This window comes from Myxococcus dinghuensis, from assembly GCF_024198235.1.
Classification (GTDB): domain Bacteria; phylum Myxococcota; class Myxococcia; order Myxococcales; family Myxococcaceae; genus Myxococcus; species Myxococcus dinghuensis.
The window spans coordinates 1-3252 of the sequence record NZ_JAKCFB010000101.1; the positions used below are offsets into that span (position 1 = coordinate 1).

The 3252-nt window shown below is 62.9% G+C and carries 4 protein-coding genes; 2 read left to right on the forward strand and 2 right to left on the reverse strand.

The features are described from left to right. Positions 1-347, forward strand: a 347-nt coding sequence (locus LZ198_RS42605) for a hypothetical protein (protein WP_253977905.1), incomplete at its 5' end; no start/stop codon positions are given. Here LZ198_RS42605 and LZ198_RS42610 read toward each other — a convergent pair. Beyond that, complete coding sequence (locus LZ198_RS42610; RefSeq protein WP_253977906.1) at positions 341-925, reverse strand: imm11 family protein; 585 nt, start codon at positions 923-925, stop codon at positions 341-343. The two genes, LZ198_RS42605 and LZ198_RS42610, sit on opposite strands and share 7 nt — an antisense overlap. After that, positions 926-2227 carry an AHH domain-containing protein gene (locus LZ198_RS42615; RefSeq protein ID WP_253977907.1) on the reverse strand — a complete coding sequence of 434 codons (1302 nt, stop codon included), beginning with the start codon at positions 2225-2227 and terminating at the stop codon, positions 926-928. Positions 2228-2385: 158 nt separating this feature from the next. Here LZ198_RS42615 and LZ198_RS42620 point away from each other — a divergent pair, with 158 nt between their 5' ends. Further along, positions 2386-3141 (forward strand): DUF2381 family protein, encoded by a 756-nt coding sequence (locus LZ198_RS42620; RefSeq protein ID WP_253977908.1) that lies wholly within the window; start codon positions 2386-2388, stop codon positions 3139-3141. Positions 3142-3252: the final 111 nt, after the last annotated feature.

The window sequence follows — 3252 nt, forward strand, 5'->3', positions numbered from 1 at the left end:
GTCCGGCCACACTCGAGCCTCGGCTACCTCACACCTCTGGAATTTCGACGGCAGTGCGAAGCAGTGGTACCCAATCCATCCCGGCCGGCACCTCTCTCGTAATCAGTGGTCCGAAGGATCCAGGCAGCACACAGGAGGAAGAAGCGGCCGCCCTCCGGTCCGCATTCGAGGAAGCCCGGGGGACGTGTGCCGCAGACCTCCGCGCCACCATCACCGCCCGAGACCGTGCTCCTGATGAGGTGGCGCGGCTCCGGAAGGCGCTGACCGACGTGCTGCTAAAAGCCGAAGGGCGAGACGACGACATCGCTCGAATCGCCGCCTCGGCACTCTACATCGACCGTCAGTGAGGCTCGGGAGGCCCAGTCACCTGCTCGAACGACAGCCCCAGATTCCCGACCTGTTCGAGAGCGTGCTTGATGTCCTCCGAGACGATGAACGCGGTCTTGAACTTCGTCAGCCGGAAGACATGGGCGCCCTCGGTCTTCGAGGGGTCGATTCGCAGTCCGTAGATCCAACGGTACTGACCTGCGAACTCAGGGAAGGTGCCTTCGCGGTAGTGCCGCACTTCCGCGCACCGTGCCTCGTCAATGGCATCAACCACCTTGATTGCATTGACGACGAAGTGCCGTTCGGACTCTCCTTCTATCGACACAGGAAAGAGTTGAACGTCATCAGGCGCCAGGGTTCGGAAGACGTCCGCGACTTCTGCACTACCGATGGGCGTTTCCTCGACCCCCGCGAACAGGAATGTGCGCCTCTGGCCGGGATGTGAGATCTGCGCTTTGAGGGGTCCAGGGCCCGGAAGGACGTGACCATCCGTGAACATCCAAGGCTCATCGAACGGCTCGCCAGAGGCCCGTGTCGGCGTCTCCAGGAGCCAGTGCGGAACATCAGCAAGCCTCACCCAGTAAAAGTGGCGCTCCACCTACTCCTCCACCTTCACGATGAAGCGCCGCAGCCTGGAGCCCGGCGTCATCAGCTCGTTAGCAATCGTCGCAAGCTCCTCCATTAGGTTTGCCCGGCAGGTCTCTATCGTCCGGCAACGCGAAACAGACTGGTTGAGGCGCTGCATGATTTCCCGGTGATACAACTCGGGATGCGGCCCTTCATGCCCCTTGAGCCGCACCTTGTTCGCCGCATCTTCAAGGGACATCCCGGCCTTCTTGAAGATGCGCTCACACTCTGGAGTCCAGGGCCCGCCAGTAGCGGCGGAAATGGTGTTCTTGTTCGTGCAGATGTGGTGGACCGGTCCTTCGTCATCTCCCGGATACCGCCCATCTGAGTACATCGCCAGCGCCGCCGCAGTTCCTGGTGCGAGGGCGACATTCAGCACTCCAGCGGCAGGCATCGCGATTGACGTGACGCCGCCGCCCATCGCCGCTCCGAGCTGGAACCCTGCTTCAGCCTCGGCCCGAGCAGCCGCCTGGGCGAAGCCAGGGAGCCGGGGGCCCTGGGCCGCCATCGCGTTCTTCCCACCGAGCGCCGCCATGACGACGAGCACCAAAACGCGCGTCCCGTTCGTCCCCAGCACCTTGCCGAATCGATGCCCGATGTCCTGCAACTCGATGACGCTCGTTGCACGCTCCGCGTCGTCCCACAACCTGACGAAGCCACGCCCTATCTCCCAGACCGGAATCACGCCCAGGTAGGCCACCATCGCCGCCGTAAACGCCACCGCGATGACCTTAGTGACGGGCTCGGGCAACGCCATCGTGAGGAGCACGGTCAGAGCCGCCGACGTCAGCATCGCCTTGAGAGCCACCGGATTCAGGACCTTGCCCACTTCCATCTCGACGCTCTCCCACACGGTATCGAGCGCGAAGGATAGCGCCATCAACGTCCGGTCCTTGCGCGAGAACGTCAACCCCGTCCCACCCACCAGCGTCAAGCACTCCTCGCCGTCTGGGCAGATGCGCGCGTACATCGACTCTGGCGACCCGCCCGCGCCTGAGTCCGCGAGGCCATTCGCGGAGGCGAGCAGCGTCGTGGAGAGCACCCAGCCTCGCGCATCCGCCTCTTCCGCATCCCGGAACGCGACGTCCATCCGCAGGTCGAGGATGAGCTGGGTGAGCGCCGACTTGAACTCTTCCTCGCTCACTTCAACGGGGTCAACGTCCTTGGACTCATGGAGCACCTGCCTTCCGCCTCCAACATCCACACGGACGACACGAGACGTCGCACACCCGCCCAAAAGCACCAACAGCGCGACAAACAGCATTGACCGCATGGCACCCCCCACGTGGAGCCTCCTGGAGTGCAGGAGGAGCAGCATCCTCATGCTTGGCTTCTGCGCGCTCAAACACCTCCCAGACGCTCATCTCAGGAGGTTCGACAGGCGAACAGAGGTTGGCTTCATGCCTGCCGCCCTGGTACGTTGTCCAGCCTATGCAAGCTAGCCTGCACATCCGGTCTTTTCTGCTTCTTACCCTGGTGGCCGCATCCAGCGCGCACGCCAGCGACAAATGCGCCCGCCCCAAGCAGAGGACCGTCTTGCTTTCCGAGCACCCTTCAGACAGCACGCACAGGGTCTATGTGAATGGGCAGGCTATCACGACCTTGCGCTTCGAGCGGCCCGTGGAGCCGAGCAAGACGAAGATCATCGGCTGGGAGGGCCGCCTCGAACCGCTCACAGTGGTCGGCAACAAGGTCATCCTGGAGCCCATTCGAGACCTCGCCCAAGGTGAGGGGCTCCCGCTGATCGTGACGTTGAAGGACGGAACCGAGATTCCATTCATTGTGAGGGCCCCGTGGGTAGAGGAGGAAGGTGGCGGGTGGCCTCCGATTCGCGACCAGCAGATCGATGTGTTCTCGGACCCGGAGAGCTACGCGGCCATGCATTCAGCCCTCATGGACGCCCTCAAGAAGAACGACGACCTCACCGAAGAAAACGAGCGCCATCGCAAGGAGGAGAACTCCATCGACCATGCCTACGCGACGCTTCTTGCCAACGGGCAGGCGAAGAAGACGCCGTTTCGATTCGTGGCGTCCTCCCGCCCAAAGGACCCCGGCATGGACATGGTTGTTGAGGTCTACTCGGGTCAAGGCAAGGCGGCAGCCGTCATCTACCTGACGAACGCCACATCCAGCGACTCATGGGAGTTTGATGCTGCCTACCTGACGCGCGAGGTCGTGTCCCTATAAGTGTGTAGTCGGCGAGGAAGGGCGAGCGGGAAAGAGGGAAGCTCCTCGGTGAAACCAAACCGAGATGGTCCTCCTTTGGCGAGGAGGCCGAGGAGTTCCCTGCCGTGGACG